Source organism: Bacillus sp. MYb78 (assembly GCF_002975115.1).
GTDB lineage: Bacteria > Bacillota > Bacilli > Bacillales > Bacillaceae_G > Bacillus_A > Bacillus_A cereus.
On record NZ_PCOB01000003.1, the window covers coordinates 407,698 to 432,739 of the forward strand.

Consider the following 25,042-nt stretch of genomic DNA (forward strand, 5'->3'; position numbering starts at 1 on the left):
ATTAAGAAGAGGTAAAGAATAGTAGCACTTTAGGTTACAACCATACTATTCGTGGATTATGTCCCTAACCTCTTCTTAATATTAATAAAACATTATAAATTGATGTTTAATTTATGGCAGGATAGCAAAGTGGTTAAACGCAACGGACTGTAAATCCGTTCTCTTCGGAGTTCGGGGGTTCAAATCCCTCTCCTGCCCCCATATGTGCCATTAGCTTAATTGGTAGAGCCACGTAATTCTGCATATGACTCTTTGAGCATAAAACAGTCGTGAGGTCGGAGTTCGAATCTTCGATGGCACTTTATTCGCCAACTTAGCTCAACAGGTAGAGCGATTGACTTGTAATCAATAGGTCGTGGGTTCGATCCCTACAGTTGGCATTAGAACTTAAAGAGTTTCTTTCTATCGGAAGGCACGGATAATGCCCTAATCCAAATATTCCAGTGAGAGTTTTATCTTCAAAAGGTGTTCGATTAAAAAACCAAATGAACCTTTTAGCCATATGACGCATTGGTGAAACTGGCTAACACACTCGACTTTCTATCGAGCATTCAGGGGTTCGAATCCCCTATGCGTTGCCAATTTTATTATCGGTTTGTGCACGTATGGAGTGCAAGAAGGAATTATAAATAAGACCAACGCTTGCGTGTCTATTTATCCTTTTGGAGAAGTTCAAGACTTCTACTTACCGTTTTTAATAAGTGAATTTTACTTTTGTAATTAATAATGATGAAGGAGTTGTTTTTATGACACCTCATGTTGTTGCAAGTAACACGTTTGGATTTAAAGAAGATGAATCAGTTTTCATTGTTCCTGTAAAAGAACTGAATAAAGAATTGGTTTTATCGGTTACCAAGAACTTTTTAGCTTTTGGTCGTTCATCAAACGTAAAAGTTGTAATATTAGCAAATTCTATTGAAGAATTAAAAAACATTTTAACTAAAGAAGATTTTGATTTTGTTGTGGAAAATACACGTTCATTATTAAAGTCTTTCGAGTCATGGCGAGAACCTGAAAAATCATCTATTTAATTAGTTTCAAAGCTTGAACTTTCTTCAATACTGCTGATACATGTGCTAACCTACCGCTATCAGTAGAAAAAACTTGTAGTTATAATAGCATACTTGAAGAAGCTCTCTTGAGTAGGTAGAACTTCTTCTTATAACGAAAGATTTCTAAGTTGGGAGTTTTATAAGAAATCTAAGACTGTTGAGGTAGAACAGGTAGCTACACGCTTGAATATGTATTGAACAGTTCGAGTCTTAAAAAAAGCTTAATTGCTAAGAGATGCGGGATTACCACCCCACCAACAGTCACAACAATTGCTGTTGATTGGATTACATCTTTGCCATTGTTATAAAAGACATGCAAATTTGTAGGAGGCTCGATTCCTCCCTTCAGCATTTTATATGGTTTGATAGCTGAGATGGATTAGCATCAGTTTGAAGCACTGAGGAGGTTGGTTCGATTCCAACTCAAACCACTTTGAGGTTTTGGGCGATTCCCACTATATTTTGTAGAAATAATCGCTTTTGTTTATTCATGGAATATTACTTTTGGATAGTATTATTGACTGGTTTTACTGTTTCGACAGTTTGGGGCTGTTGATTTACAGGTTTGAAAGTATTACATTTACGATTTTAATTAACAAAAAGGTGGTGTTTACCATGGGAGCAACGTATCCAACTACAAAGGGTCAATGCATTAAAGCCTTAAAAGAAAAAGGCATTAATCGACATCCACAAGACCTTCGTAAATTAGAGTTACATAAGCATTCCGAAGTATTAAATGTATACTTCAAATATGCTCACGCTGAATAATTCGCTTTATCTATATAGATAAAGCTTTCCTATGCGGAATAGTATAAGGCAGAACAGCTATTGGACGAGTGTACATATATGCCGATAGAAGGAACGGTTCGATTCCGTTAATCCGCTCCAATTCATTTTTATAAAGTCGGTGATTACTTATGGATTTAAAGAAAAACAATAATGGGCGTTATTGGGCGAAGGCTCTGACTGCTTGTGTAGGCGTTATTTCAATTTCTACATTAGCTTATCTAATGAATGACCCCTTTGTTTTAGTTGCTCTACTATTTGTTTTAGCAGTTGTTGAAATTATTTAAATTATTCTCTCGTAGCTCAATGGTAGAGCGGTTGGCTGTTAACCAATAGGTTGCAGGTTCGAATCCTGTCGAGGGAGTTTCTATTATGGAGCGGTACTCAAACTGGTAAAGAGGTCTGATTGCTAATCAGATAGGTGATGTTTACATCATGCGAGGGTTCGAATCCCTTCTGCTCCTTATTTCATATTTTGCCTCGTTAGCTCAATAGGATAGAGCAACGCACTTCTAATGCGTAGGCTACAGGTTCGAGTCCTGTACGGGGCGTATTCCCTTTTTACAGTAGTCATGTAAATTGATTGGACTTACCCAATTACATGATAAAAGCAAATAAAAAACTTCAAAAGGAAAGTATAAGAGAAGCAATGTTTGGTAAGTACAACTTCCTCCTTTTGTGATATTTTAAGTTTCTTTCAGACCTGTTACAGGGACCCAAATAGATTCCGATGCGGAATAAGGGACTGTGTAAGACACAGACTGAATTATAGGTTTATAAAATATCAATCTTATATATACGCTTCATTAACTCAGAGGATAGAGTATCCGTTTCCTAAACGGATTGTCGAAGGTTCGAACCCTTCATGGAGCATAAGGAAAAAATCGGTTCGCCCGATTTGTACAGGTGGGATACTGTCTCGCCCTTAGTTTAGCGTTTGAAACAGGCATCTGCCTGTTTTTTGTTTGAAATAAAAAGGTGCCGATTTGTTTGCATATAAAATCATATGGAGGTGATTATATGATTCTTTTCAAAAACATGACAAAGAAAAACGATAGTAATATCCCTAAAAAATATCAAAAACAAATTACCGTAGATTTTTTAAAAGATTTCAAGAAAAATATAGACACTACTTTTAAAATAAATAACACTGAGTCTCTACTTACCTATGAGAACACATATATTCATCTTGAATGCACGATTGGTTGGTGGGAAGCTGTAAAAAAAACTTGTGAAAAATATGAGTTACACGATTTATTAAGTTATTACAATAACTTAAATTGGATGAAAAGCGATGCCTTTGACTTAGAATTATCTCATCTATTGATAACAAATGCTATTATAAAACAAAAATAAATATTAACTTACCGAAGGAGACCTTTTATGAAAAGCAGATATAAAAAACACCTAAAAAGAATGAGTAAAAGAAGTCCTATCATTTCGTTTTCTCAAACAGATATTCATCATAAAGGTAGTGTTTTAATAGAAGACGAATTATCAACTTTCTCTCAACATATGAAATTAGACCCAGAAGAAACATATTCTGCTACCTATACATCTAAAAAAGAAGAAATGATTTCAAATCTATACTTCTTTGTTGATAATTATTTGATGTGCGGAGGTCATACACATATATTCTTGCTTGTTCCATTAACCAATGGCTTTTATCAAGTTATTGAGAAGGAAAATATATCAGAATGGGTTAATGCTTATTGGAAGAAAGAAGACCCTAATAATCAACGAGATTGGCGTTATATGGACGAAGACATAAATGATTTGTTCGACTATATGATAAATCAATTCAATAAGCATGTTAAAAAGAAAAAAAGCGTGTATTTACAATGAATGTTTCCATTAAAGAGATTCAACGAATGATTAAAGAATCTATTGCTAACAATCCCCCGAAGCCTATAGTTGTAGGAGAAGTTCGAGAAGGTGTTTGCGATTATCTACGCCATGCAATTAAGAATTCATAGTTCAACAAAACACTTCTTTTAAGCCCTAAATCATGACAAAAAAAACGCAGAGACTTATCCCTGCGTTTTTTATTTATATCAAGTTTCTTATTTTATTATTCTCGACTATCTAAGAAGTCTTGTATTTCTTTTGCTTGCTTCAAATATACACCAGTAACATCTGGTGGCTGAATTTCAGCCTCGCACTCTAACCACGTCTTGAGTTGCAATAACCATAGTTCAACTTTAAAAATTTCCTTTTGTTCCGTAATAGGTTCTAACACTTCATTCACACTTCCCTTCTTTTGATAAACCCATCTCTTCTCTCATTCGCTCTCAAATTGATACATCTTATCTGATTCAACCATGTGCTGATAAGCTACATTCATTCCATCTAATTTCGCTTGCAGTCTCTTTTTCTCTTTACCACTTGTGTTTGCTATTCGTTCCTTTAAATAATTCATGCTATTTATAAGCTATGCCTTTTGTTCGTTCCAAGCTCTTTATATGTCATTCCGATTCATCCCTTTCACTATATTTCATTTGCATTATAACATATTTTATTGACTATAGTAAATAAAATGTTATGATTTATTTATAAAACACATAATTAAGGACGTGAAAAAATGACTGAGCAAGAATATCGTGATTTTAGAATGTGGGAAACAAAGTTAAAAGTAAATGAACAGGCGAAAAAAGAATTGAAAACATCAGAAGGAGCAAGCTTTTCAGAAAATAAATTATTCTTAAATGCTAATCGAAATTGGGTCGCTACTTCCATGCCTATTCTATACTCCAATGACGAAATTCATTTTGTTGTATCACCACTAATAACTAATGGTACAGATGAAGGTGCCAGTGGTTTAGAAGCTATTATTTTCACAAAGAAACAACTTATGAAGACCTTTGATATTCAATTAGAAACTAAAAATACAAATAACGAAATGGAGATAAGAAAATGAAGAATTATTTAGTTGCATTGCGTGTAGGTGGAGATATGGGTCAGCCTGATATCTCATATAATGATTTTCAAATTATTAAAGCAGAAAATAAATTAGATGCTTGTAAAAGATATAACCAAATTAATAATTGCTCCTATTTTTATGGAGAAGCTTTAGCTTTAGTTAGAGATAAAGTGTCTGTAGAAAAAGCATTAACAAGAAGAATGAATATTAAAATGTGGTTCAACCTATTTTCTACAGGTGCTTTAGAAGGCGTTGATAAAAAGGAGTCTCAAAAATGACAGAATTAGAATTTGATAGAGTGCAAGCGCTCCATACACCATTGTATTTAGCTAAAACATTTGTAGATACTTTAGAGGAAAAAGAGCTATTAGAATTAGCAGAGTCATTTATGTTAAATAGAAAACAAAACACTTGGTATCTTACAGCAATGCCTATTCCCTATCCTAACGACACGACTACTTATTTAGTACAAGCAGTCGATAAGGATAATCGAATCATCCCTGTTTCAGCTATGGTTCTATCTAAAGAATATTTCATGAAGTTATTTTCGTTAAAAAAGGAGTTTTAACGCATGAAAAACAGATTTCAAGTGCAAATCTCAGCAATATATCATTTCTTTAAAAGTACAAAAGCAACAAACAAAAAGGCGATAGAAACATTTATGTATCATGATTGGATGAAGTGTGACGATTTAGAAAAACGAGACGATACGGGTGTATATTTTACAATGGGTGCAATTGAACCAAATACAAAAAAATCTATTATTCTTGATTCCATTATTGTTGTATCTGAATCCGAATTTGAAAGTTTGTTTTACGGTGCAGAAAAACTTACTATCTCTCCTTCTGCCTATATTGAATCGTTGGAGAATTGGTTAATATTTGTAAGTAATTGTTATCAACATAACTTTGATAGATTCTTAGAGTTACAGAAAACTGAACACTATGGAGCATTCGCAGAATATGAACAAATCGGATTTTTATCCCTTGCTTCTCTTGTTAAATCTATATCTAAATTGAAATACACTTCTTTTTATATAAAAGACTCTATGCCATTTGAGATTATGGCGAGAAGAACAAAATATGATTTTTACGAATTCGAAAATACAGAAGAAGAAAAATACATCTCTCATTTAGAAGAACTACTCATTTATGTTTGTCACTTCTATCAGAAAAATCATGACCACTTCTTCCAGATGTATATAGACCAGAAAAACAAATACTACTACCGATTAGCTACCGTTCAAGGCACTCGTTATCGTTCTGAAGTTAAAAATATTAGCGAGTTGTGTGATGAATGTTTTATCGTTACTTTTATTGAAGAAAAAGAACATGAAATTCTATTGAAAAAACTCACAGAGAATCAGACAAAAAGAAATAAGAAAGAAAATGCATAGAGGGAAAACTCCCTCTATTTTTTATGAGTTCATTTTATTTTATTGACTATAGTTAATGAAATAAGTTAAAATGTATGTATACAAATATAAAGAAATATGTACGAATTAGTTAGAAAAGGAGAGGTGAAACACTTGTCTGTATTTAATTTAGAAAATTATCTTAGTGAACCAAAGTCAGCTTTAGATGATTTCGAAGTCGATGATGAAATTACCATTGTCACCCTTCCACTTGATACAATTTACGAAAATTCAGAATCGGGTTATCGTGTTTATGCTTGTCAAAGTGAAGAAGGTCAGTCATTTAAAATGAACGGAAAATTCATCATGCCACTTAATCCGAATATTCACTATCAGGTAAATGGAGTTATTGTATTTTATAAAGGTGAAAAACAAGTAAAAATGAATCGGGTTTCACCTATAAAGCCAATTGGGAAAAGAGGCATCGTTCGTTACTTACGAACTTTAAAAGGTCTGAAAAATAGAGCAGAGGATATTTATAGCGTTTTCGGTGATAAATCTATTGATATGTTGATAGAAAACCCTGAAGAAGTTGTTAGTCGAATTAAAGGGATTGGTAAAAAAAGTGTGGAAGCTTGGAAAAAACAACTTGAAAGTCTAACAAATTCACAGTATACATTGTCTTATTTATTAGATATTGGTTTGTCGTTTGAGCAATCAAAAAGCTTATACAGCGAATATAAAGATGATATCATTCGTTTAATTTCAGAAAATCCTTATCTTTTAGCAAGGAAAATTCCAGGATACGGATTTAAAAAATGTGACAAAATCGCTAAAGATATTCACTTTGACATGCTAAGTGATGAACGTATTCAAGAAGGGATTATTCATGGACTTGATGAGGCAACAAAAGAAGGTCACTGCTTCTTACATAAAGATGATTTAATTGAAAAAACAAGAGAGATATTGAGAGTTACACTTCCTTCTAAAGAAAGCGAACGTTTATTAAAAGAAACAATAGATGAAAAAATCTCTTATTACTTTGGTACAATCCAAGTTATGATTCCAAGGGATGAACTAAACGCTTATTATGAACGTTGGAAATCAGCTCGTTATAAAAATGAAAAAGAAAAGTGTTTATATCCTTTATTTGATATTCCATATGAACTGATTGAGGAAGAAATTGAGAATTTGCTTACTTTTGAGAGAATTGTCATAGAACAAGACCGTGTGTATTTAGAATACATCCATAGTGCTGAAGTCCGTGTGGCAGAAGAGCTTTATCGTCTTTCAGATACGCAAGAATGGAAGAATCAAATAGATATTAAGGCTGAATTAGACAAGTATCTATCTGCTGAAGGTATTGAATTAGAAGAAAAACAAGAAGAAGCCATTTTAACATTCACGAAAAGACGTGGTGGTTTTTATGTACTAAATGGTTCCGCAGGTTGTGGGAAAACATTCGTTTTAAAAATCATATTGAAAATCTTCAATATTGTATGTAAATCAAATGGCATTACTCCCTACCTTCAATTATTGGCTCCAACTGGAAAGGCCGCTAAAGTTGCTAAGAAATCAACAAATGAAATATGTCTTACTGTACATAGAGGATTAGAATTCCGTGGAGGAGAAGGATTTACCTTCAATGCATCCAATCCTTTACCAGGGAACATTATCGTTTTAGATGAAAGCTCGTTTTTAGATGTGGAATTATCTAAGGATTTACTACAAGCAATTAAACGTGGTGCTACAGTTATCTGGATGGGCGATATTAAACAGTTGCCGAGTATTGGTCCAGGCAGTGTTCTAAAAGATATCATTGAAAGTGGAGTTCTTCCAGTTGTTACATTAGATGTAGTAAAGCGTCAAGGAAAGCAATCAGGTATTGCAAAAAACGCAAAAAAAATCATTGATGGTGAAATGATTGAAACTTGCGAGGATACAAAGGATTCCTATGCTGTATTTCGTGATTCACCTAAGGTTATTTTGAAGAACATTCTCGAATCTGTTAAACGTGTCCTTACGTTCCCTGATTATACACTGGATGATATCCAAGTTCTATCACCTCAAAAAACAGGTATTTTAGGAACATATATGATTAACTTGTTAATGCAAGAAGCTTTTAACGAAACTGAATCAACTGTTACTTCTTTAAATAAAGAATTCACTGTAGATAATGAACGTTTTTCTCTGTACTTTAAAGAAGGCGATAAAGTCATTAACATGCGTAATAACGACTTAAAAGTTTGGTACAAAAAAAGTTACGTTTCAACTGAAGACAGTAACGTTCTTCTTACCCAATATACACCGAATAAAGATGCTAAAGGTGGCATTGCAAACGGTGAAACTGGTGTAATTGAAGCAATCCGAAAAATCAAAGAACCAGTTGATAATAAGGAGACTATAAAAGGTGCTGTTCCTGCAAAAACGAAGGAAATCATTCGTATAATTGTAAAATACGATGATGGTTATATCTTCTATGATAACAAGGAAAAAGAAGATTTAGACCATGCATACGCATTCTCTATTCACAAGTCTCAGGGTTCACAATGGAGAGCTTGTATCATGCCAATTTCTATGCTTCACTACAGAATGCTTGATAATAGCTTGTTCTATACTGGATTTACACGAGCTCAAGAATTTAATGTGGTAATTGGTGAAGAAAGAGCGATTAAACACGCAATTAAAACGTACAAGTCAAGAGAGCGTAACACCACTCTAAAAGAGCGTTTAGAAAGTTTATATCTCATTTAATAAAAAAGTCGCAAAGAATATCAATTTCTCTGCGACTTTTTCTATGTTGTGTTCATAACTTTACATGCGAGGTAACTGCTCCCAATTTATTTCGGCAACCTCTACTCCCCACTGCTTTGCTAATTGTTTTTCATGTTCAACAGCTTCTAATGGAAAAATCGTTTTGTTATTTTTTATATGAAATAAACAAAATTCATCTTTATCTTGGACAATGACTTCTTTCATTTTTTGTCTATTTCGATAGCAAAAACGAATAATTTCCTCATCATTTCTCAAAATAACAGGAGGTAATTGTACATCCTCCCCTTCTATTTCTGTTGTTAAGAAACCTTTATATGTATCTGTCGTCATCTATTACATCCCCAATCCATACCATTCAATATTTACCTCAAGTTTATCATAAAACTAACTGTGTAGTTATCATTCTTTTTATTAATGTTTTAAGAAATCGAAGAAATACATTATTTTATTTATACATAAAAATAAATCATATATCTTAGTCACTCCCCACTTCGTTATTAAGTAAAATATTTTTTATTTACTTTATCTTTTATATAGACTATAGTAAATGTTATAGTGAGTTATTGACAATAAAAGGTGGTGACAGCATGAATAAAGAAATGCATATCATATTAAAGGACGGAAAACCATGGTCTGGTGCTTCTCAAGAAACATTTGCTAAGGTATATTATGATGAGGAAAAAGCTATTCAAATTGCAAAAAGTGCTTGTACTGCTGAAGCAAATCGTTTTTATGAATATGGAGAAGGTTATTATCAAAATGAAGAGTTATCTTTAACTGAACGCAGAAAATTAGCTAAAGATTTAGCAGATAAAGAATGGATTAAACGATGGAAAGTAAAACCAATGATATTAAAAGAGGAGCAAAACTAATGATTGAACAAAAAATTAAACAATTACGTGAAGAAGTTATGAAACATGATTTGCTATATGATGAAGGTACTCCTATTATTACTGATAGCGAATATGACCAAATGTATTATGAATTGGTTTCATTGGAAGAAAAACACCCTGAATTTGCTGATGAAAATTCTCCTACCAAACGGATTTATTCAGTTGTAGTTGATAGTTTGAAAAAAATAAAACACTCTACACCCATGTTGTCACAAGATAAAGGCCATACAGAAGAAGATATTGTGAAATTCGCAAACAAATCTGATGATGAAATTATTGCGGGAGATAAAGAAGACGGATTAACGATTGTATTAAAGTACAACAACGGTATCTACTATGAAGCTTCAACAAGAGGCGATGGTTATATTGGTGAAGATGTAACACACACTGTAAGAACTATTACTAACCTTCCTAAGAAAATCTCATTTAAAGGGTATCTTGAGGTTCGTGCTGAATCCGTTATTCCTTTCTCTGAGTTTGAACGAATTAATGTAGATGGTAAATATAAATCCCCTCGCAACTTAGTTTCTGGTTCTGTACGTACATTAAATGCGAATATTGCTAAAGAACGTGGCTTAAGTATTATTGCTTTTGATTTAGTTAAAGCAGAGGGAATTACCTTTGAAAAGGATACTGAGCAATTGGAATTTTTAAAAGAACAAGGGTTTAACGTGGTTCCATATAAAGTGTTTAAAAACACACCTGAAGGAATAAAAGAATTGATTCAATATTGCTTAACATACAACAAAGAAGTTCGACCAACAATTCCTCATATGATTGATGGACTTGTGCTTAAATTTAATAATTTAGCTGTTCGAGAATCTTTAGGTTATACATCTAAGTTCCCTCGTTGGGGCTTTGCTTTTAAATTTGATAGTCTTGATGCCACAACCAAACTACTTAATATCGTAGAGACCGTTGGTAAATCTGGACAAATTACACCAAATGGTATTTTTGAACCTGTTGAGATTGATGGTGTTACTATTCAAAAAGCTTCTCTTGCAAATTACGACAACATAAAAGAACGTGATATCCGTATTGGAGATACAATTGTCGTCGCTCGTGCAAATGATGTCATTCCACAAATTGTATCGGCTGTTACTGAGCTACGTGATGGAACAGAAAAAGAAATCTTACCGCCTACTTGCTGTCCTGTATGTAAGGGAGAAGTAGTAAAAGAAGAAGATAACGTTCATTACTTCTGTATTAACAGTACATGTAGTGCTCAACAAGAACGTATTTTAAAACATTTTGTATCTCGAAATGCAATGAATATTGATGGATTAGGGGCAAAAACAGTTGAAACATTTTACGAAAAAGGTATCCTTTCTTCTATTTCTGATATTTATACGTTAAAAGATAACTTAGATAAACTATCTGTATTACGTGGATTCGGGGAAAAGAAGATTCAAAAAATGTTATCAGGGATTGAGGAAAGCAAACATGTTCCCCTATCTAAATTCTTATACGCTTTAGCTATTCCTAACGTTGGCTCCAGTACAGGAAAAGACATTGCAAAGAAATTTAAAACAATGAGACATCTAATCGAACTTTCAAAAGACCCTGTTGTGCTAAAAACAGAATTAATGAAAATTGATGGCATCGGTGAGACAGTAGCAAGTAGTATGGTAAGTTACTTTGAAGAATCTCACAATATTGAGCTTATTGAATTCTTGTATTCAATTGGATTTACAATGATGGAAGAAGTAGAAGAAATTATCGCTTCTGAAGAAATTGAGGGTAAAATTTTCGTCATTACAGGCTCATTATCTAAACCTCGTAATGATATCAAAAAAGAAATTGAAGCTCGTGGTGGAAAAGTATCAGGTTCAGTATCTGCAAAGACAAATTTCTTAGTTCTTGGTGGGTATAATCATGTAACAGGAGAATTGCCTGAAAAAGAAACGAACAGCTCTAAGTATAAAAATGCTGTTAAATTTGAGTGTCCTATTATTTCTGAAGAAGAATTATTTGCAAAGATGCAATAGTTGCCAGTACAAATATTTAAAAGCAGAGAACTTTCTCTGCTTTTTATTTTATTTTTAACAAATAAAATATTATGTAGATGAATTATTAAAAGTATTTATTTCACACTCATATAAAAACACAATAAAAAAACTTGTATTCATAACGAATACAAGCTCTTCAACTTAATGAATAATCGGATTGTAAAATGCTCGACCTGATTTTGTTAATTTCAAAGGTTTGAAATCATTATAAATCTGTTCAAAATGATTCGCATCAAAATCAAACCAACATGCATCCCATTCCCTATCCAGTTTGTTTAATTTGTTTTCAGACAAGAAATAAATTTGCATAGCGTGTGAACCGTCATGATGATGACCTGAGATGAATAGTGAACCATCTTTCTCTACACGCACATCAACCTCATCTACTCGTCCCATACACTCTAATGGATTTTCATCCCACGATAACATTCTACCGCCTACAGGATTTCCATTCCAAAGTCCTACACGACCTACAAGAGCAATGCGTTCAACGTTTGTTTTATATCGTTTTTCGTACTGCTTAATTTCGGATTGTAAGAAATCCATAAAATATCTTTTTTCATCTTCCCAAGCAGATTGTGACCATTGAATTGTACTCACATCAAATCCATCTTCTGCTTTAAAATCATTACCGATATGCCAAACATCCTTAACCTTGTTATATGCTTCTTGGCAATCTCCTGTTGATAAAATTGTTGTCATGATTATTTCCTCCTAAAATTAATTTGTATTTTGAATACACCTGTTTATATAATCCTTATATTATAGATAGATGGACTTCATCCCATAACAAGTATAGAAATTTACATTTAACATAAACAATAATATTTTATTGACTTTAGTTAATAAAACGTTTTATAATTATTTATAGATACATAACGTTTAGATAACTAAGGAGAGATATTAAAATGGCTATTACATTAGAGAAAAAAACGGAAATTGCAAAAATTGTATTAGAAAAGGTAAACCTTACAGGGGTCGTTGCTCAAGTTGTTTTTGTGCTCGATGGTTCTACTTCTATGACACATTTATATAAAAACAACACTGTACAGGACGTTACAGAATCCATCTTAGCTGTGGCTTTAAATATTGATGATAACAATTCTATTGATGTTTATGGATTCGGTAAAAGCCACAGAAATATTGGTGATGTAAGTCGAGCAAACTACCGTAATTACATTCAAAATGTTTTTCTGAAGAAGTTCGATTTAGAGCCTTATACTGCTTATGCAGGTGTTATGAACGAAATTGTAAACGAGTACGGAACAAAAACTACAACAAAAACTATCGAACAACCTAAAAGCGGATTTTTATCAAAATTGTTAGGAAAAACAGAAGTTGTAAAAGTCGACAAAGAACAGGGACCTGTAAAGCACCCAACTTTTGTAGTGTTCATTACAGATGGTGATAATTTCGATAAGCCAGAAGCAGAACGTATTATCCGTGAGTCTTCTGACCAACCTATCTTCTGGCAATTTGTTGGAATTGGTCAAAAAGGAAACTTTTCATTCCTTGAAAAATTAGATAATATGAGTGGTCGTGTAATTGACAACGCTAATTTTGTTCGATTTACCAAAGAAGAAATTAATAGCATGTCTCAAGAAAAACTATATGAAACGCTTATGAATGAGTTCCCTCTTTGGATTAAAGAAGCAAAAGCTCATGGTTTCATTCAATAATAGATAACAAATAGAAAAGCTCAATGACTTGTAATCATTGAGCTTTTTCTTGTTCATTTAAATGACGTTTTAACCCTTCCAATAATTCTTCTTTATCTTCTACTGCTACGCCATCTATTTCTTTATAGCGAATCACATCTTCTCCCTCTTTTTTGAACTCTATATAAGTATAAAAATAGTATCTAAAATTCAACTCTCCTTCTTTTATCTCATAAGGCTTTACAGTTATTTTTCCATTAAATTTAAAATGTGTATCATTTGCTGTTCTCTGTCCTTTGTACGTAAATAAAATCCAATCGTTGTGTTCATAACCTTCAAGTTGTGCTAAGAATTCAGAGGACTCAACACTGGAATCTTTCCATTTTGCATAAATTCCCTTCCACATATCTTCTATTCTTTCCACTCTTTGATTCCACAGTGATGCTGTGATAATTTGAATGTTCTTACCTTCAAACAAGAGCTCATCTAAATCAAAATATTCTCCATATATTCTTCTTTTATTTCCAACCAATGCAGGTTCCCCTTTTAAATCACTAACTTTTTGTTGTTCTTCTAAAAATAAATGCTCAAATAACGCCACCTCACTTTTTTTACGCTTCAAAACACTCTTTGTTCGCTTCACTGCAAACTTCTCGTTTTCTAACATCTTCAATAAATCTGGTACTCCCTTTTCAACAAGCATTATTGCAGTCGTTTGAGCAACTTCTTTTTCCCCTTTCTTCATCGCTTCGTCATATGCTTCTTTTAATTTTAAAATTTCTTGTATTTCCATTGTCACACCTCGTAAATTATTTTTTACTATTTCATAGTATATCATTGACTTTAGTTAATAACAAATGTAATATTGATTATAGATTTTAAAGAAAAAAGTAAATGAAAAGACATATAAATTTAAATTTTTAGGAGATGTAATTATGAGTTCAAACAAATTAGGTGCTCGAATGAAAGAGTACGAAAATAAAACAAAATTAACAAAAAGAAGCCCCGTAATTATTCGTATTGACGGTACACACTTTCACACATATACAAAAAATATGAAAAAACCGTTTGACGAGGTACTCGCAAAAGCATTCTGGGAAACAGCGAAATATCTTGCTCAAAACATTATGGGTTGCAAAATGGTTTACCACCAAAGCGATGAAATTTCATTATTATTAACAAACTATGAAAAAGTAACGACTCAATCATGGTTCGGTAATGACTTGCAAAAAATGGTTTCTGTATCTGCTTCTATGGCCACTGCAAAATTCAATGAGATTATGTTCCCTATTACAGGAACACTTGCATTTTTTGACAGTAGAGCATTTGTATTACCGAAAGAAGAAGTGACGAACTATTTCTTATGGAGACAACAAGACGCTACGAAAAACAGTATTGCGATGGTTGCTCAAGCAAACTTTAAACACAAAGAATTACAAGGATATAACGGTTCTCAGTTACAAGAAAAACTATTTACAGAGAAGAACATTAACTGGAACAACCTCCCTATTTGGCAAAAACGAGGTGTATGTATTACGAAACAATCCTATTTAAAAGGTACTGCTACAAGAACAAAATGGGATGTAGACTTTAACACACCTCAGTTCTCTAAAGATAGAGATTATATTGACCAACATGTCTTCAGTGAATTTGAAATGATTTCAAGAAAAGTTGAGCTGAATCTTCCAAAAGAACAACTTCAATCTTTATTGAGTGAATACTATGATTCTAAAATTTTGATTCCGTCTTGCCGTAATATAAGTGAAAAAGAGAGAATTGAAAATAGTCATTACCACGAATTATGGTCAATAACTGAAACCATTTTCGATGCTTTTAAAGAACATTCTATCCAAACTCTATCAGACTTTGCTGTTGTTCTTCGATATGTCTTTATCCAAACTTTCGGAGATACAGTGGAAATTAATTTAGATATTTATATGGATGTTGCGAAAAATTTAATTAAAAAATCAAAGCACTACGATTCGATTGTAGCGTAGGCTAACTACTATATAAGGAGTTGCATATAACATGCTTGCACTCATCCATAAAATGATTGAAAATCCCCACCTATTTGTGGTGGGGGCTTTATCTATAGCACTTCTTTTATCACTACTTCCTACCTCTAAGGGTAATTATAGAGGAACAATTCGTTTCCCCCCTCCCACAAAAGAAATGCAGGATGAATTTGATATGTTTTTAGGGATTAATAAAGAAATTTCTCCATCTAAAGATGATTAAATTGTGACCATTGAAAGGAATGAACACTATGCAATTAACAAAAGACGAATTATTAAAAAAAGTTGATGAGTTAGCACTTAAGAACTTCAAGGTAAGAGCATTACTACAACACAATGGCAGTTTCGACAATATTCCAGACTATCAACAAAAACTTATTCTTGATGCAATTGGTGTGAAAAAACAAGACATACTCACAAACTAATTACCTATTAACACTAATCTATCAGGGGATTTTTTAGATAACGGAGGAACCAACATGGAACAAAAGTGTAAGGATTGCCAAGAACCTTTTTCACTATCAGAACATGACAAGCGTTTTTATTCAGATAGGGATTTAGCACTACCAAAAAGATGTTATTACTGTCGTCAAAAAAGACGAGATAACAATAGGATTGATTTACATACATGCATTGGTCAATATATCTATCGAACGAAAGCCAGTGTCACTGGTGACCGCTCCTTTGTTGGTGAAATTAGTAAGATAAAACTATTGAATATCTTAGAAGATGGAACACTTGTATTTGAGGATAAATGGAAATGGCTTTCAGAATCAGAAGAAAGAACGTTACCTCCCCATTATAATGATGGCTATTGGAAAGTTGCCAAGGTTAAAAATACATAAAATCAGAAATGAGTGAGTAATAAATGGAAATGAAACACTTAGTTGAAATCAAGAGAAATAACTATTTGCTCTTCCATCCTGGAGAAGATACAGAAGTCATTCCATTTGTTTCGAAAGATGACGAACAAGAGGTTTTAGATGCACTTTTAAAGGACTCCTATTTGTTTAATGGTTATATCGTTAAGGCATCTCTTATTTATGGTAATGAGTATGCTGTCGTTGATACAGAGAAAAACACTACATTGGGTGAGCTACAAATTACTCCTATATTCGAACACTTAGGAAGATATTTTAAATTAGAAGAAATTGAAATTTGACATAAGGATGAATCATATTATGACTGAAAAAGAACGTTTATTAGCAAAGAGCGATGGTGTCAAAGATTGTGTAAAACACTTGAAAAAGAAGATTAAAGCGGAACAAAGATTATTAAAACAGGAAGAAGAAAAAGATTTTTTTGCTAACGAATTCCAGATTGCAAGACACAGAGAAACAATTCGAGTTTTGACTGAGGAAAAAATCAGCTTAGAAAAGTACGCCAAAAAATTAAAGCATTTAGCAAATGAATGCTGAAAGGATACGATACAACATGGATTTAAAAGAAGAGTTATTATTTATGGGATTCTTAGATGCAAATGTAGATGATGGAGTAGATGATGAAATTTATGTAATGGTACGTTTTAAATATCATTATCCTACCAAAGTAAATAAAATCTTCCGTGATGGAAAGAAAGAATTTTCAAAAGCTACAACGCCTGAACAAATGTTTAAAGAAATCATTCAATGGGCAAAGAATTGTCCCGCAAATCATGGATTCGAAATTATCTTTTGGTAAAAGGTTGTGATGAATATGTTTATCGGAGCTATACTGAAACAACGCATGTCTTCTCTTGGGTATGACATGAATCATTTATCTGAAGCATCTACGGTGGATGTTCATGTTATAAATGGATTATTGAATAATTCACTGTCAATGAAACAAGTACATGAAGTAGATATGGACTATATTTGTCAGGTTCTCATGTGTGAGCCAGTTTACTTTACAGATGCAAACATTAGAAAGCAGGATATGGTTTATAACTCCCCTATACAGGAAGTTAAATCAAATAGGGCAAAAGCTAACTTAATGTCATTTGTAAATGATTTTGCATTTATCATGGAAATTTCAAGAGAATCTAAATCTACTAACTAAAATTATTAATAATAGGTGATATACATGAATCTTATTTTCTTAGATATTGATGGTGTTATGAATCATTCAAATTATTTTGTGAGAAGCAAACAGCATATGCTACAGGCATTTTGTCCAAAAGCATTAGCAAATCTAAAAGAAATACTTGAAAAGTGTGATGCGAAAATAGTAGTATCTTCTACTTGGAGAAAACTCGGCTCGGTAAAAACACTCAAGAAGGCTATTTTCTCTCATTACGGTTTACAAAAATATATTATAGGCAGAACACCTGAATTAAGAGGCGAACCAAGAGGAGCTGAAATACAAGCATTTATGAATGGGTTTAAGAGACCTATTGATAGATTTATAATTATAGATGATGGCGATGACATGCTACACTTATCAGATAGACTTATTCTGACAAGCCCTTATGAAGATGGATTAAATGAAATAAAACGAGAAGAAGCGATTCAACTATTGAATGAATTTTAGGTAACAAAGTATATCAATTATGTTATAATATTTATACAAGGTGAAGTGCTCCAACATCTCGCCTTATGTAACTGTTACCGCAAGGTGGATGGTTGCTAAAAAAGTTTATTTTTTCTTAGAATCGCCCTTCGAACGCTTGCCGGCATTGTGGGCGGTTTTTTATCTTAAGAAATGGTAATGATTTGATTTTTACTCAATGAAATAATAAAAAGCAAGGATTAAATTACTCCTTGCTTTTTCTGAATTTTAATATTGTATTCCAAAAGGAATTTCTATATTGTTTTCCTGGCAGCATTCCACAATTTCCATATATTGCTTCGCTTCAATTTCAGTAAGTTTTCTTTCATCATTAAATTCAATTTTTGTTAATTCGTATAATTCATCTAATAGTTTTTCACTATATACATTCTCTTTTGAAGTTGAAATTTGATTTTTACTCATTTTAGTTCCTCACCTTTTTAAATAATTTTTAATAAATATCTATTTATATAAATTTATTTATAATAGACTTACAAAGAAATATAATTCTTGTTTACTAAAATAATTGTTTATAATTTTGTAACCCAATAAACGTCCCATTTTTCTGCTTTTGCATAATCATCACATTCTTTTTCCGTATCGTAATTTGTATAATACTTAATTCCATTTATATATGTATAGACTTGAAACATGTTAGTACCTCCATTTAAGACAAATATTTTTCCTTTGTTATTCTCAAAATTCCATTTTCAAATCGTTTATAAATATAATACTGTTCATTTTCTGTTAATAAATCGTGTAGAAATTTCCCTGGTTCACATTCAGATGGTTTAAAAAACTCATCAGTTTTATGCATTACTCCTACATTTCTTTCATAATACCGAAAAACCCATTTGTGAGAACCAAAAAAATCCGTCTCATCTACCTTATCTGGCTTCCCAAACCAAAAACTATCCGCAGAATCTAAATGCTCCTTATAGTTACTTCCTCGCATTACAGATTGATATTCTTGTACACTCAACATTTTTAAACAGTCCCTTCCTTTTTAGTGAATTTTTTAAAATACCTGTTTATAGTTATCTTTATATTATAGAAAATAGGTGTATTCATTATAAATATAAAAAATAAAAAAGAACGTACCTTATAGGCAACGTTCTTTCATCTGTCTATATATATTAGAAATATAAAAATTGTTCTCTTAATGCATCTGTAATTTTTAAATCAAAACTACCGACACATCCTAAAATATTCTTAACATCAGCAGGTGTGTACATAGACAATGTACAACCCATTAACGGAAAGGTTAAAATATCTTTACCTACTTCTGCTAATCTTTCAAATACACTTTCTTGTAAATAATGTGATAGACCACATCCATGAGAGTATTCCACTAATCCATTTACATAATTAAATGGGATTAACATTGCATACTCCCCTGGTTCTATATCTTTTTTAGCTTCTTCATTAAATTTATCAATAGCATAAGATAATTCACGAGTCACATCTCTCACTTCTTTTGTTTCCATAGAAAGATAAAAGAATCGAGTTTTAATTGCTCCAGGTACCTTTATTGAATTAATACATCCCACTAAAAATCCTGGTTCTATAATCGAATCATTCAATGTCTGATTATAGTTTCCTTTAGGATTTAAACCGAATTTAATTGATTTATTTTCATTTACTTGTGTCATTACAATTCCACCTTTTAATAATTTTTGTAAAATACCTGTTTATATCTGAACTATAATTTAACGCACATAAACCGTTGTACCAGTTTCTAAAATAAGATATTCTGCTTCATCTACTAATGTCTTTTTCTCAAATAACATTTTAAGACACTGTTGTAGTTTTAAATCATCGTGTAACCAATAGAAAAACGCTTCATATGAAGGGAAAATCTGAATATCTCCCTTTTTAATATCCTCTTTCAAGCTTTCTACAGTCCTTTTAAATTCATTTGCTACAGTTTGTAATTCCTGTTCAGTAAGTTCTAACATCTTAACTCCACCTTTTTAATCAATTTTATAAAATACCTGTTTATATTTATCTCTATATAATAGATATCATTGGCTTCACATATTCTATGGAACATAAAAAAAGAACCGCATTTAAGCAGTTCTTCTTTTTTTCCAATCTCTAAACGGTGTTACAACATCAGTAATCGTTTCATTTGAGATATGTTCATTTTGAGATTTAATAATTAACGAACCATCTACATGAATTTCAACTTTATCATACAAACCAATTTTGTCCATCAAATGTGGTTTCTTATAAATTTCCTTCATTACATCTTGTTTCCATTTGTTAATCATACTTTTAAAACTCATTTTAAAATACCTACCTTTTTAATAAATTTTATCAAATGCCTATTTATAGTTATCTATACATTATAGATATTTAAGATTATTTCATTCTGCATCCAAGAAAAAAGAATCGTCAGAAACGATTCTCGAAATGAATTAATTTCCATCAACTTCAACTTTGAAATAAGGTTTATTTCCCTTTAACGCTTGCAAGTCTTCTTCTAACACTTGAACAATTTGTAATAACATTTCTTTTGTTGTGTCTTTACACATATCACTTTCCGTAAACTCCTTAAAATATCTAACAATTACTTGGATATCCTCAGGCTCAATGAAACAATCTCCACTATTCAATACACCAAAAAAGATTGAAACTTTATCATCATATAGGAGAGCATTATTTTTACAAGTAAAAATCTTTAAATTGCGTGAGGAATACTCGTCTTCATCCTTCATATAGCTTTCTTTTTGGAATTCGTCAAACATACCAAGAGCCATCTCACCATCCCCGTCTTCACGGTCATCAGCCAATTCTGAAAGGTGTTCTAACACATTAGCCATCGTGCTTAATTCATCACCAGTTTCAAACACAATCACTTTTGGTACTCGTGCCATAATCATAACTGTATTTCTTTTTGCTTCTAACATTACTTCATTTTCTTTATTTGTAAAATCATAGACTAACATTTTCTCACTCCTAAATTTTTAGTTTCGCAGTAAAAGGTTGGTTGTCAAAATCCTTCATATCTCCTCTGCTACGCTTCCCACATTTTTCGCAAGTAAAAGGATATAATGGACCAAGACCCCAACCACCCGTACCATGACAAACCCATTCATGCCCTTGTTTCTTACATGAACACCTCCACGGAAACTTTACAATCATTACAACTGTAGTAGATACAAACTCCCACGCATATCCAAGAATAAATGCAACTAATAAATAGAGCAGAATCCCAAGACCTTTTATTACATTTACAATAACTTGCATTTAATTAACACCTTCTCATCAAACCTATAATCCTTATATGTAAAACAAATTATTTATCGTATACAATAAAGAAATCTTCTGTTTTAGCGTTGTCATAGTCAATAAATGTATCGGTAACAAAATCTAAAAACTTATCGTCTACTGCTCCAAATCGTTTAATTGCTACTTCTACATATAATCCATCAACAGTCAATTGTTCGGATTCAACACCATCTTTTTTCATTCGTTCATAAAATTCTTGTTCCTCGTATCTTTTCTTAAAGTACATGGCCGCATATTCGTCACCCTTGACATGTAAGCAAATTAAACCTGACATATTAACTCCTACTTTCATTTTAATCTTTTTGAAATACTATTGTTTTCGTTTCACATTTCCTCTTCTTTGACGATATAAAGATTCTTATCATCAGCAGAGTTATGAATAAAATTAAATTTTAGAAATTCAAGAAATACCTCATCTACATTAATAAACTCCTTAATTTCCACTTCCACACAAACCTCTGTTTCATCACAATCATCTTCTATAATTAAATTTTTAGAGGTAACTCCTTCTTTTTTCATTTTATTAAAGAAATCTTCAGGATTGTATTTTTCGTTGAATTTTTGATAAGCAAAATAATCTCCATCTATATACAAACAAATTATTTTCTTCAAACCTACCCATCCCTCTCTCATTGATTACATCATGAATTAATATTGATTTTCACATGTATAACAACTACTCTCTCGTAGCAGTTTTATTTCCTAATCCCATCTCTTTTATTAAACCTGATACTTCTGTACCTCTAACTTCAGTAACATCAACTTTCTGCTCCACATCTATGCCTTTTACCTCGTAAATGTTTACATCCTTTGCATGTTCATAATCCATCAGTTCCTTCTTTACCAGTTCGATAAATAAAGGACTAATATAAGGGAATTCATGAATAGAAACCACAATGGTAGTTCCCTCTTCGTGCAGATATTCCTTTTTGGTATTTCCGATATCGACCATTTGCTCATAAAATTCTTGAGGGTTATAGTCCTCTTCAAAACGACAAGAAGCATATTCTCCTCCATTTACTAATAACAAGACTGTGTTACTCATCATTTATCATCTCCACATAAGATTAACCATGGAATAATTGTACTTTTTACATTGACTATTGTCAATATAATTGTTAGGATTTACTATGTGCTTGATACGTTCGAATAAAAGGAGAGGGAATCATGATTTCACCACAAGAAGGAAACATATCGTTAATTGTAGGTCCCATGTTTGCAGGAAAAACACAGTTTTTAGGAAGGGAAGTAACACGACATCAGTATGCAAAAAAACGTATTATTGGCTTTAAACCAATGATTGATAACCGATTTAGTGAAAATACAATTACTGATAGAGATAGAATGTTTGAATTACCATGTCATAACCTCCCAAGGCAACTTACAGAAAAAGAGACGAGAGAGATTTGTAATCTATCTTCTTCTTATGAAATTGTTATTTTTGATGAGGTACAGTTTTTCTCTGAAGAGATTGTCACCATTGCTTTAACACTTCGACTACAAGGAAAAATTGTCTATATGAGTGGATTAGACATGTCTTATGAAGGGAAACCATTTGGTTTTACACCTCAACTTATGGCAGTTGCTAACGTTGTTCATAAGCTATCTGCTGTATGTCTTTCGTGTGGAAGTTATGATGCTATTCATACACAAAGACTTGTGAACAATGAACCTGCTCCTCCTGGAGATGTAGTTTTGATTGGAGATACAACGGATTATGAAGCAAGATGTTCTGCATGTTTTGTATATCCTGCATGGGTAGGAAATGACAAGGTCACAGGAGTATTACCGAAAAAGAGAGAAGAGTGGATTCAATGAAAAGATTTATAGAATACATATTACTAACCATTGGTGCAATGATATCAGCCGTTGCTATTGATTTAATTTTATCCCCCAATAATTTAGTAGATGGTGGAGTAACCGCCTTATCTATTATGGGGAATGAATTATTTGGATTGCCTGTTTATGTCTTGTTTATTAGTTTAAACCTTCCCATTTTGTTATTTACGTCCAGAACAATGGGGAAAAAGTTTGCAATTCGCACATTATATGCAAATTTAGTTGCAACAGGCTCTATGATGTTTTTAAAACAATTCCCTCCTATTACATCTTCTGAATTATTAATTGTATTATATGGCGGTTTATTATTTGGTCTTGGTGTCGGGATTGTCGTTCGTCTTGGAGGAGCGATTGATGGTCTGGAAATGTTAGCTGTATGGGTTAATAAAAATTATGGTATTGCAGTAAGCACCATTTTATTAAGTGCTAATGCTATTATTTTAATTGCAGTAGCAATTGTATTTTCTTTAGAGCAAGCAATGTTCTCATTAGCAATCTTCTATATTGTAACGAAAATGATTGACCTTATTTTAGATGGGTTTAATCAAGGGAAATCCGTAATGATTATATCTGATAAAGCCGAAGTGATTGGACAGGAATTAATAAAAGAATTGAATCTTTCTATCACCTACCTACATGGCGAAGGTGGTTACAAAGGAGATGCAAAAAAAGTCATCTACTGTATTACAAGCAGGGTAACCTATTCGAAATTAAAAGATACAGTATTAGAAATTGACCCTTCCGCTATTTTAGAGGCTTCACATACGGCAGAAACAACAGGTGTACGAGTAAGGGAAACGAAATCAGAAGAAAAATAAAAGATGAAGTAAAGATAGTAGAGTATATAAACCTACTATCTTTTTTATTACAAATATGTAAGCATTCTTTTTTGATTATTTTGAACTGATTTTCACTATAATAGATTAGCTTTATAAAATACATATTGAAATGAGGGATACCTATGATTATCGAAATGCTAAACGCTAAAAACAATTTAAGAGAAGAAGTAAAAGTAGGATTTAGTTGGACAACATTTTTCTTTGGAGCACTTGTCCCATTACTACGTGGTGACTGGAAGTGGTTCTTAATCCTTATTGTTGCAGGACTATGTACATATGGGTTTGCAGGAATTATCTTTGCCTTCTTCTATAATAAGATTTACATTCGTGAATTAATTAGAAAAGGTTATACACCTACGTCAGAGTTAGGAAAAGAAACTTTAAAGAGTCAAGGAATTATAATGTAGTTTATATTGACTATAGTAAATATAAAGTAGTATACTAATCTCAGAAAGAGGTGTTCAAATTGACAGAAACCGAAGCGGAAATGAAGAACATTTTAACAGATGATAATTTATTCTATGTTTTACAACGAGCTATTAGAAAACCAGAATCTATCGGATTAAGTCAAGATGAAACCGAACAATTCATGCAAGTGTTTTCTAAAATTAAAAGAATAAGAGATGAAAAATAGAATTCAATTTTTACGGGTAGATATGGTAACCATTCTACCTTTTTTGATAGACAATATAATACTTAGAAAGGAGATTTCATATCATGAGACACATTACTTCCTCCCTTTTATATTACATATGCTATATTCCTATCCTATTATTGATGGGAGTTGATTACCTATTACGGTTCTTGTTCTTTGTTGCGGTAGGTTGGTGGAAAAGTTACTTCTTTTGCTCTCTCCGAGGTCATGACTGGTATTTTATCGGTGGTGGTTGGATTTCTTTCGAATTTGGAAATAAAAATTCTTTTGAATGTAAATGTTGCAAGAAGCAAGTTGAAGATATTCCAGATAATGATAAATATTTAGATATGATTGTAGAAGAAAATAAACAAATATAACGAGGTGCTTCGATATGCACAATGCAATTAACACAAGATTTAGCTAATAAAAAAACAAAAAACCACAA

General features: G+C 32.2%; 42 protein-coding genes, 9 tRNA genes and 1 pseudogene. 36 read left to right on the forward strand and 16 right to left on the reverse strand.

The genetic code is table 11. From position 1 onward, the window contains the following. Positions 1–115: 115 nt before the first annotated feature. From CQ064_RS09975 to CQ064_RS10030, 14 genes are all read left to right on the forward strand, one after another. Positions 116–201, forward strand: a tRNA-Tyr gene (locus tag CQ064_RS09975). A gap of 3 nt (positions 202–204) precedes the next feature. Next, a tRNA-OTHER gene (locus CQ064_RS33550) sits at positions 205–301 on the forward strand. Positions 302–307: 6 nt separating this feature from the next. Beyond that, positions 308–380, forward strand: a tRNA-Thr gene (locus tag CQ064_RS09980). Positions 381–504: 124 nt separating this feature from the next. Beyond that, positions 505–581 (forward strand) — tRNA-Glu (locus CQ064_RS09985). Positions 582–746: 165 nt separating this feature from the next. Further along, on the forward strand, positions 747–1,031 hold the full coding sequence (locus CQ064_RS09990; RefSeq protein ID WP_000187828.1) for a hypothetical protein: 285 nt from the start codon (positions 747–749) through the stop codon (positions 1,029–1,031). A 380-nt stretch (positions 1,032–1,411) separates the two neighbouring features. Continuing rightward, a tRNA-Phe gene (locus tag CQ064_RS09995) sits at positions 1,412–1,483 on the forward strand. 184 nt (positions 1,484–1,667) lie between these two features. Continuing rightward, a complete protein-coding gene (locus CQ064_RS10000; protein ID WP_000501435.1) occupies positions 1,668–1,820 on the forward strand; it encodes a DUF2639 domain-containing protein in 153 nt (50 codons plus the stop codon). Between the two features lie 149 nt (positions 1,821–1,969). Next, positions 1,970–2,125 carry a hypothetical protein gene (locus CQ064_RS33555; protein WP_003273270.1) on the forward strand — a complete coding sequence of 52 codons (156 nt, stop codon included), beginning with the start codon at positions 1,970–1,972 and terminating at the stop codon, positions 2,123–2,125. A gap of 5 nt (positions 2,126–2,130) precedes the next feature. Then, positions 2,131–2,202, forward strand: a tRNA-Asn gene (locus tag CQ064_RS10005). 10 nt (positions 2,203–2,212) lie between these two features. Next, positions 2,213–2,302, forward strand: a tRNA-Ser gene (locus CQ064_RS10010). A 13-nt stretch (positions 2,303–2,315) separates the two neighbouring features. Further along, a tRNA-Arg gene (locus CQ064_RS10015) sits at positions 2,316–2,389 on the forward strand. Between the two features lie 249 nt (positions 2,390–2,638). Beyond that, positions 2,639–2,711 (forward strand) — tRNA-Arg (locus CQ064_RS10020). A 147-nt stretch (positions 2,712–2,858) separates the two neighbouring features. Next, positions 2,859–3,194, forward strand: a complete 336-nt coding sequence (locus CQ064_RS10025; RefSeq protein WP_000600085.1) for a hypothetical protein — start codon at positions 2,859–2,861, stop codon at positions 3,192–3,194. Between the two features lie 27 nt (positions 3,195–3,221). Beyond that, positions 3,222–3,683, forward strand: a complete 462-nt coding sequence (locus tag CQ064_RS10030; protein WP_000842403.1) for a hypothetical protein — start codon at positions 3,222–3,224, stop codon at positions 3,681–3,683. 226 nt (positions 3,684–3,909) lie between these two features. On the opposite strand, the gene CQ064_RS33560 is transcribed toward CQ064_RS10030, so the two are convergent. Both CQ064_RS33560 and CQ064_RS33565 read right to left on the reverse strand, forming a co-directional pair. After that, entirely contained in the window at positions 3,910–4,086 is a 177-nt protein-coding gene (locus CQ064_RS33560) for a hypothetical protein (protein WP_001006704.1), read from the reverse strand. Between the two features lie 33 nt (positions 4,087–4,119). After that, on the reverse strand, positions 4,120–4,257 hold the full coding sequence (locus tag CQ064_RS33565; protein WP_003273277.1) for a hypothetical protein: 138 nt from the start codon (positions 4,255–4,257) through the stop codon (positions 4,120–4,122). Between the two features lie 162 nt (positions 4,258–4,419). Between CQ064_RS33565 and CQ064_RS10035 the strand changes: the two genes are divergently transcribed. The 5 genes from CQ064_RS10035 (at position 4,420) to recD2 (ending at position 8,866) form a co-directional block, all read left to right on the forward strand. Beyond that, complete coding sequence (locus CQ064_RS10035; RefSeq protein WP_000139153.1) at positions 4,420–4,755, forward strand: hypothetical protein; 336 nt, start codon at positions 4,420–4,422, stop codon at positions 4,753–4,755. Beyond that, positions 4,752–5,036: a hypothetical protein gene (locus CQ064_RS10040; protein WP_000800861.1), complete on the forward strand. Its 285-nt coding sequence runs from the start codon at positions 4,752–4,754 to the stop codon at positions 5,034–5,036. Before CQ064_RS10035 ends, CQ064_RS10040 begins: the two co-directional genes overlap by 4 nt. After that, positions 5,033–5,326, forward strand: coding sequence for a hypothetical protein (locus CQ064_RS10045; RefSeq protein WP_000137387.1), 294 nt, complete (start codon positions 5,033–5,035; stop codon positions 5,324–5,326). The genes CQ064_RS10040 and CQ064_RS10045 overlap by 4 nt, the downstream gene beginning before the upstream one ends. 3 nt (positions 5,327–5,329) lie before the next feature. Beyond that, the gene (locus CQ064_RS10050; protein WP_000797166.1) at positions 5,330–6,154 is read left to right on the forward strand and encodes a hypothetical protein; all 825 of its coding nucleotides are present in this window, start codon (positions 5,330–5,332) and stop codon (positions 6,152–6,154) included. A gap of 123 nt (positions 6,155–6,277) precedes the next feature. Continuing rightward, a complete protein-coding gene (gene recD2 / locus CQ064_RS10055) occupies positions 6,278–8,866 on the forward strand; it encodes an SF1B family DNA helicase RecD2 (protein WP_372584672.1) in 2,589 nt (862 codons plus the stop codon). Between the two features lie 60 nt (positions 8,867–8,926). On the opposite strand, the gene CQ064_RS10060 is transcribed toward recD2, so the two are convergent. Beyond that, positions 8,927–9,217: a hypothetical protein gene (locus CQ064_RS10060; RefSeq protein WP_000205993.1), complete on the reverse strand. Its 291-nt coding sequence runs from the start codon at positions 9,215–9,217 to the stop codon at positions 8,927–8,929. A 257-nt stretch (positions 9,218–9,474) separates the two neighbouring features. On the opposite strand from CQ064_RS10060, the gene CQ064_RS10065 reads away from it, so the two are divergent. Beyond that, positions 9,475–9,759 carry a hypothetical protein gene (locus tag CQ064_RS10065; RefSeq protein WP_001031185.1) on the forward strand — a complete coding sequence of 95 codons (285 nt, stop codon included), beginning with the start codon at positions 9,475–9,477 and terminating at the stop codon, positions 9,757–9,759. Next, positions 9,759–11,768, forward strand: coding sequence for an NAD-dependent DNA ligase LigA (ligA, locus tag CQ064_RS10070; protein WP_000572529.1), 2,010 nt, complete (start codon positions 9,759–9,761; stop codon positions 11,766–11,768). Before CQ064_RS10065 ends, ligA begins: the two co-directional genes overlap by 1 nt. A gap of 162 nt (positions 11,769–11,930) precedes the next feature. Here ligA and CQ064_RS10075 read toward each other — a convergent pair whose 3' ends face one another. Then, positions 11,931–12,491, reverse strand: coding sequence for a hypothetical protein (locus CQ064_RS10075; protein WP_000207702.1), 561 nt, complete (start codon positions 12,489–12,491; stop codon positions 11,931–11,933). 206 nt (positions 12,492–12,697) lie between these two features. Between CQ064_RS10075 and CQ064_RS10080 the strand changes: the two genes are divergently transcribed. Continuing rightward, positions 12,698–13,468, forward strand: coding sequence for a VWA domain-containing protein (locus CQ064_RS10080; RefSeq protein WP_001018762.1), 771 nt, complete (start codon positions 12,698–12,700; stop codon positions 13,466–13,468). A gap of 34 nt (positions 13,469–13,502) precedes the next feature. Here the strand turns inward: CQ064_RS10080 and CQ064_RS10085 are convergent, their stop codons facing one another. After that, positions 13,503–14,240, reverse strand: coding sequence for a hypothetical protein (locus CQ064_RS10085; protein ID WP_000405384.1), 738 nt, complete (start codon positions 14,238–14,240; stop codon positions 13,503–13,505). A 142-nt stretch (positions 14,241–14,382) separates the two neighbouring features. Here CQ064_RS10085 and CQ064_RS10090 point away from each other — a divergent pair. From CQ064_RS10090 to CQ064_RS10125, 9 genes and pseudogenes are all read left to right on the forward strand, one after another. Then, positions 14,383–15,105: pseudogene (locus CQ064_RS10090) on the forward strand (tRNA(His) guanylyltransferase Thg1 family protein); the annotation flags it as partial. Between the two features lie 370 nt (positions 15,106–15,475). After that, the gene (locus CQ064_RS10095) at positions 15,476–15,685 is read left to right on the forward strand and encodes a hypothetical protein (protein WP_000880380.1); all 210 of its coding nucleotides are present in this window, start codon (positions 15,476–15,478) and stop codon (positions 15,683–15,685) included. Between the two features lie 28 nt (positions 15,686–15,713). Then, positions 15,714–15,887 (forward strand): hypothetical protein, encoded by a 174-nt coding sequence (locus CQ064_RS33570; RefSeq protein ID WP_001177564.1) that lies wholly within the window; start codon positions 15,714–15,716, stop codon positions 15,885–15,887. Positions 15,888–15,941: 54 nt separating this feature from the next. Beyond that, the gene (locus CQ064_RS10100; RefSeq protein WP_000435429.1) at positions 15,942–16,307 is read left to right on the forward strand and encodes a zinc-ribbon domain containing protein; all 366 of its coding nucleotides are present in this window, start codon (positions 15,942–15,944) and stop codon (positions 16,305–16,307) included. A 23-nt stretch (positions 16,308–16,330) separates the two neighbouring features. Beyond that, positions 16,331–16,624 carry a hypothetical protein gene (locus tag CQ064_RS10105; RefSeq protein ID WP_000425269.1) on the forward strand — a complete coding sequence of 98 codons (294 nt, stop codon included), beginning with the start codon at positions 16,331–16,333 and terminating at the stop codon, positions 16,622–16,624. 19 nt (positions 16,625–16,643) lie between these two features. Further along, the gene (locus tag CQ064_RS10110; protein ID WP_000136529.1) at positions 16,644–16,880 is read left to right on the forward strand and encodes a hypothetical protein; all 237 of its coding nucleotides are present in this window, start codon (positions 16,644–16,646) and stop codon (positions 16,878–16,880) included. 16 nt (positions 16,881–16,896) lie between these two features. Further along, positions 16,897–17,142 (forward strand): hypothetical protein, encoded by a 246-nt coding sequence (locus CQ064_RS10115; RefSeq protein ID WP_000364376.1) that lies wholly within the window; start codon positions 16,897–16,899, stop codon positions 17,140–17,142. Between the two features lie 15 nt (positions 17,143–17,157). Continuing rightward, positions 17,158–17,499, forward strand: coding sequence for a hypothetical protein (locus tag CQ064_RS10120; RefSeq protein ID WP_000469604.1), 342 nt, complete (start codon positions 17,158–17,160; stop codon positions 17,497–17,499). A gap of 24 nt (positions 17,500–17,523) precedes the next feature. Continuing rightward, entirely contained in the window at positions 17,524–17,970 is a 447-nt protein-coding gene (locus tag CQ064_RS10125; protein ID WP_001048907.1) for an HAD domain-containing protein, read from the forward strand. Between the two features lie 246 nt (positions 17,971–18,216). Here the strand turns inward: CQ064_RS10125 and CQ064_RS10130 are convergent, their stop codons facing one another. From CQ064_RS10130 to CQ064_RS10175, 11 genes are all read right to left on the reverse strand, one after another. Next, the gene (locus CQ064_RS10130) at positions 18,217–18,411 is read right to left on the reverse strand and encodes a hypothetical protein (protein ID WP_000042162.1); all 195 of its coding nucleotides are present in this window, start codon (positions 18,409–18,411) and stop codon (positions 18,217–18,219) included. 107 nt (positions 18,412–18,518) lie between these two features. Continuing rightward, entirely contained in the window at positions 18,519–18,641 is a 123-nt protein-coding gene (locus tag CQ064_RS34025) for a hypothetical protein (protein WP_000487995.1), read from the reverse strand. 14 nt (positions 18,642–18,655) lie between these two features. Beyond that, positions 18,656–18,973 carry a hypothetical protein gene (locus CQ064_RS10135; protein WP_000953874.1) on the reverse strand — a complete coding sequence of 106 codons (318 nt, stop codon included), beginning with the start codon at positions 18,971–18,973 and terminating at the stop codon, positions 18,656–18,658. A gap of 151 nt (positions 18,974–19,124) precedes the next feature. Next, positions 19,125–19,640 (reverse strand): hypothetical protein, encoded by a 516-nt coding sequence (locus CQ064_RS10140; RefSeq protein WP_000195508.1) that lies wholly within the window; start codon positions 19,638–19,640, stop codon positions 19,125–19,127. Between the two features lie 57 nt (positions 19,641–19,697). Then, a complete protein-coding gene (locus tag CQ064_RS10145; RefSeq protein ID WP_000891847.1) occupies positions 19,698–19,946 on the reverse strand; it encodes a hypothetical protein in 249 nt (82 codons plus the stop codon). A 111-nt stretch (positions 19,947–20,057) separates the two neighbouring features. Next, positions 20,058–20,276, reverse strand: coding sequence for a hypothetical protein (locus CQ064_RS10150; RefSeq protein WP_000008745.1), 219 nt, complete (start codon positions 20,274–20,276; stop codon positions 20,058–20,060). 132 nt (positions 20,277–20,408) lie between these two features. Beyond that, positions 20,409–20,939, reverse strand: coding sequence for a hypothetical protein (locus CQ064_RS10155; RefSeq protein ID WP_000964147.1), 531 nt, complete (start codon positions 20,937–20,939; stop codon positions 20,409–20,411). Between the two features lie 10 nt (positions 20,940–20,949). Further along, positions 20,950–21,240, reverse strand: coding sequence for a hypothetical protein (locus tag CQ064_RS10160; protein WP_001197223.1), 291 nt, complete (start codon positions 21,238–21,240; stop codon positions 20,950–20,952). A 49-nt stretch (positions 21,241–21,289) separates the two neighbouring features. After that, positions 21,290–21,556, reverse strand: a complete 267-nt coding sequence (locus CQ064_RS10165) for a hypothetical protein (RefSeq protein WP_000015694.1) — start codon at positions 21,554–21,556, stop codon at positions 21,290–21,292. Between the two features lie 50 nt (positions 21,557–21,606). After that, positions 21,607–21,894 carry a hypothetical protein gene (locus tag CQ064_RS10170; protein ID WP_232292965.1) on the reverse strand — a complete coding sequence of 96 codons (288 nt, stop codon included), beginning with the start codon at positions 21,892–21,894 and terminating at the stop codon, positions 21,607–21,609. Positions 21,895–21,958: 64 nt separating this feature from the next. Beyond that, positions 21,959–22,327: a hypothetical protein gene (locus tag CQ064_RS10175; protein ID WP_232292966.1), complete on the reverse strand. Its 369-nt coding sequence runs from the start codon at positions 22,325–22,327 to the stop codon at positions 21,959–21,961. A 122-nt stretch (positions 22,328–22,449) separates the two neighbouring features. On the opposite strand from CQ064_RS10175, the gene CQ064_RS10180 reads away from it, so the two are divergent. From CQ064_RS10180 to CQ064_RS10195, 5 genes are all read left to right on the forward strand, one after another. Further along, on the forward strand, positions 22,450–23,100 hold the full coding sequence (locus tag CQ064_RS10180) for a thymidine kinase (protein ID WP_000625294.1): 651 nt from the start codon (positions 22,450–22,452) through the stop codon (positions 23,098–23,100). After that, positions 23,097–23,939, forward strand: a complete 843-nt coding sequence (locus CQ064_RS10185) for a YitT family protein (RefSeq protein WP_000819335.1) — start codon at positions 23,097–23,099, stop codon at positions 23,937–23,939. Before CQ064_RS10180 ends, CQ064_RS10185 begins: the two co-directional genes overlap by 4 nt. A 143-nt stretch (positions 23,940–24,082) precedes the next feature. After that, the gene (locus CQ064_RS10190; protein WP_000582858.1) at positions 24,083–24,367 is read left to right on the forward strand and encodes a hypothetical protein; all 285 of its coding nucleotides are present in this window, start codon (positions 24,083–24,085) and stop codon (positions 24,365–24,367) included. 59 nt (positions 24,368–24,426) lie between these two features. Then, complete coding sequence (locus tag CQ064_RS33575; protein ID WP_000140685.1) at positions 24,427–24,594, forward strand: hypothetical protein; 168 nt, start codon at positions 24,427–24,429, stop codon at positions 24,592–24,594. A gap of 83 nt (positions 24,595–24,677) precedes the next feature. Then, positions 24,678–24,974, forward strand: a complete 297-nt coding sequence (locus tag CQ064_RS10195) for a hypothetical protein (protein ID WP_001216048.1) — start codon at positions 24,678–24,680, stop codon at positions 24,972–24,974. Positions 24,975–25,042 lie beyond the last annotated feature (68 nt).

Excerpts from the sequence above, each read along its gene's own strand:
- CQ064_RS09990 (WP_000187828.1), top strand. The coding sequence starts at position 747 with ATGACACCTCATGTTGTTGCAAGTAACACGTTTGGATTTAAAGAAGAT.
- CQ064_RS10000 (WP_000501435.1), top strand. The coding sequence starts at position 1,668 with ATGGGAGCAACGTATCCAACTACAAAGGGTCAATGCATTAAAGCCTTA.
- CQ064_RS33555 (WP_003273270.1), top strand. The coding sequence starts at position 1,970 with ATGGATTTAAAGAAAAACAATAATGGGCGTTATTGGGCGAAGGCTCTG.
- CQ064_RS10025 (WP_000600085.1), top strand. The coding sequence starts at position 2,859 with ATGATTCTTTTCAAAAACATGACAAAGAAAAACGATAGTAATATCCCT.
- CQ064_RS10030 (WP_000842403.1), top strand. The coding sequence starts at position 3,222 with ATGAAAAGCAGATATAAAAAACACCTAAAAAGAATGAGTAAAAGAAGT.
- CQ064_RS33565 (WP_003273277.1), bottom strand. The coding sequence starts at position 4,257 with ATGAATTATTTAAAGGAACGAATAGCAAACACAAGTGGTAAAGAGAAA.
- CQ064_RS10035 (WP_000139153.1), top strand. The coding sequence starts at position 4,420 with ATGACTGAGCAAGAATATCGTGATTTTAGAATGTGGGAAACAAAGTTA.
- CQ064_RS10040 (WP_000800861.1), top strand. The coding sequence starts at position 4,752 with ATGAAGAATTATTTAGTTGCATTGCGTGTAGGTGGAGATATGGGTCAG.
- CQ064_RS10045 (WP_000137387.1), top strand. The coding sequence starts at position 5,033 with ATGACAGAATTAGAATTTGATAGAGTGCAAGCGCTCCATACACCATTG.
- CQ064_RS10050 (WP_000797166.1), top strand. The coding sequence starts at position 5,330 with ATGAAAAACAGATTTCAAGTGCAAATCTCAGCAATATATCATTTCTTT.
- CQ064_RS10060 (WP_000205993.1), bottom strand. The coding sequence starts at position 9,217 with ATGACGACAGATACATATAAAGGTTTCTTAACAACAGAAATAGAAGGG.
- CQ064_RS10065 (WP_001031185.1), top strand. The coding sequence starts at position 9,475 with ATGAATAAAGAAATGCATATCATATTAAAGGACGGAAAACCATGGTCT.
- ligA (WP_000572529.1), top strand. The coding sequence starts at position 9,759 with ATGATTGAACAAAAAATTAAACAATTACGTGAAGAAGTTATGAAACAT.
- CQ064_RS10075 (WP_000207702.1), bottom strand. The coding sequence starts at position 12,491 with ATGACAACAATTTTATCAACAGGAGATTGCCAAGAAGCATATAACAAG.
- CQ064_RS10080 (WP_001018762.1), top strand. The coding sequence starts at position 12,698 with ATGGCTATTACATTAGAGAAAAAAACGGAAATTGCAAAAATTGTATTA.
- CQ064_RS10085 (WP_000405384.1), bottom strand. The coding sequence starts at position 14,240 with ATGGAAATACAAGAAATTTTAAAATTAAAAGAAGCATATGACGAAGCG.
- CQ064_RS10095 (WP_000880380.1), top strand. The coding sequence starts at position 15,476 with ATGCTTGCACTCATCCATAAAATGATTGAAAATCCCCACCTATTTGTG.
- CQ064_RS33570 (WP_001177564.1), top strand. The coding sequence starts at position 15,714 with ATGCAATTAACAAAAGACGAATTATTAAAAAAAGTTGATGAGTTAGCA.
- CQ064_RS10100 (WP_000435429.1), top strand. The coding sequence starts at position 15,942 with ATGGAACAAAAGTGTAAGGATTGCCAAGAACCTTTTTCACTATCAGAA.
- CQ064_RS10105 (WP_000425269.1), top strand. The coding sequence starts at position 16,331 with ATGGAAATGAAACACTTAGTTGAAATCAAGAGAAATAACTATTTGCTC.
- CQ064_RS10110 (WP_000136529.1), top strand. The coding sequence starts at position 16,644 with ATGACTGAAAAAGAACGTTTATTAGCAAAGAGCGATGGTGTCAAAGAT.
- CQ064_RS10115 (WP_000364376.1), top strand. The coding sequence starts at position 16,897 with ATGGATTTAAAAGAAGAGTTATTATTTATGGGATTCTTAGATGCAAAT.
- CQ064_RS10120 (WP_000469604.1), top strand. The coding sequence starts at position 17,158 with ATGTTTATCGGAGCTATACTGAAACAACGCATGTCTTCTCTTGGGTAT.
- CQ064_RS10125 (WP_001048907.1), top strand. The coding sequence starts at position 17,524 with ATGAATCTTATTTTCTTAGATATTGATGGTGTTATGAATCATTCAAAT.
- CQ064_RS10130 (WP_000042162.1), bottom strand. The coding sequence starts at position 18,411 with ATGAGTAAAAATCAAATTTCAACTTCAAAAGAGAATGTATATAGTGAA.
- CQ064_RS34025 (WP_000487995.1), bottom strand. The coding sequence starts at position 18,641 with ATGTTTCAAGTCTATACATATATAAATGGAATTAAGTATTATACAAAT.
- CQ064_RS10135 (WP_000953874.1), bottom strand. The coding sequence starts at position 18,973 with ATGTTGAGTGTACAAGAATATCAATCTGTAATGCGAGGAAGTAACTAT.
- CQ064_RS10140 (WP_000195508.1), bottom strand. The coding sequence starts at position 19,640 with ATGACACAAGTAAATGAAAATAAATCAATTAAATTCGGTTTAAATCCT.
- CQ064_RS10145 (WP_000891847.1), bottom strand. The coding sequence starts at position 19,946 with ATGTTAGAACTTACTGAACAGGAATTACAAACTGTAGCAAATGAATTT.
- CQ064_RS10150 (WP_000008745.1), bottom strand. The coding sequence starts at position 20,276 with ATGAGTTTTAAAAGTATGATTAACAAATGGAAACAAGATGTAATGAAG.
- CQ064_RS10155 (WP_000964147.1), bottom strand. The coding sequence starts at position 20,939 with ATGTTAGTCTATGATTTTACAAATAAAGAAAATGAAGTAATGTTAGAA.
- CQ064_RS10160 (WP_001197223.1), bottom strand. The coding sequence starts at position 21,240 with ATGCAAGTTATTGTAAATGTAATAAAAGGTCTTGGGATTCTGCTCTAT.
- CQ064_RS10165 (WP_000015694.1), bottom strand. The coding sequence starts at position 21,556 with ATGTCAGGTTTAATTTGCTTACATGTCAAGGGTGACGAATATGCGGCC.
- CQ064_RS10175 (WP_232292966.1), bottom strand. The coding sequence starts at position 22,327 with ATGAGTAACACAGTCTTGTTATTAGTAAATGGAGGAGAATATGCTTCT.
- CQ064_RS10180 (WP_000625294.1), top strand. The coding sequence starts at position 22,450 with ATGATTTCACCACAAGAAGGAAACATATCGTTAATTGTAGGTCCCATG.
- CQ064_RS10185 (WP_000819335.1), top strand. The coding sequence starts at position 23,097 with ATGAAAAGATTTATAGAATACATATTACTAACCATTGGTGCAATGATA.
- CQ064_RS10190 (WP_000582858.1), top strand. The coding sequence starts at position 24,083 with ATGATTATCGAAATGCTAAACGCTAAAAACAATTTAAGAGAAGAAGTA.
- CQ064_RS10195 (WP_001216048.1), top strand. The coding sequence starts at position 24,678 with ATGAGACACATTACTTCCTCCCTTTTATATTACATATGCTATATTCCT.